Source organism: Bartonella sp. AA126HLJHH (genome assembly GCF_042197425.1).
Lineage (GTDB): Bacteria > Pseudomonadota > Alphaproteobacteria > Rhizobiales > Rhizobiaceae > Bartonella.
In genome coordinates this window covers 1-736 of record NZ_JBHIRU010000116.1, presented here as the reverse complement: position 1 = coordinate 736, position 736 = coordinate 1, and the positions used below count along the sequence as shown (strand labels likewise).

The 736-nt window shown below is 41.0% G+C and carries 1 protein-coding gene; it reads left to right on the top strand.

The window, feature by feature from the left end; translation table 11 throughout:
- Positions 1-47: 47 nt before the first annotated feature.
- Positions 48-736 (top strand): DUF4043 family protein (locus ACFIQC_RS10040; RefSeq protein ID WP_375707148.1); only part of this gene is annotated, 689 nt, incomplete at its 3' end.

The following is a 736-nucleotide window of genomic DNA, read 5'->3' as shown; positions in this document are numbered from 1 at the left end:
TCCGGCTTTTAAGCCGGTTTTTTTTACAGCAAAGAAAGGTAAAATCAATGGCATTAACAACAGTTAGAGCAGATGATCCTCATGCGATAAGCACGTGGTCAAAATTATTAAATACAGAAGTTTCAAAGGCGATACCTATTGCCCCTCTTATAGGCAGGGGGTCAAACAGCATTATTCAACTTAAAACTGAAACACAGAAGGGCAGAGGGGATTGTGTTACATTTAGCTTACGTACACAGCTTTTGGGACGGGGAGTTACCTCAGGACAGACGCTTGAGGGGAATGAAGAGGCATTACAATTCCTTCATGACAGACTCTATATTGACGAGCTTTCGCATGCAGTTCGTGTAGAAAATGAAGGTAGTATAGCGCAACAACGTACAACGTTTGATTTGCGTGACGAAGCAAAAGATGGCTTAGTTGATTGGTATGCAGATCGCTTAAGCTTGATGTTTTTCATTCAAGCTTGCGGATATACAGCAAGGACAATCTCTTTTGAAGATCGGATGATAGATATCGAGAATGTGCATTATGGATTTAATGAACCTCTGGCACCAAGTAGTAAGCGAATTATCCGTCCAGATGGTAAAACCAAGGATGAAGATCTCAGTGAAGCACCCAAACATAGCTTTAGTTTGAAGCTGATTGATGAAGCTGTAAAAATGGCGAAACTTGCTAATCCCAAAATTCGACCAGTACGTGTGAATGGGGAGAGTGTTTATGTTCTCTATTTGCA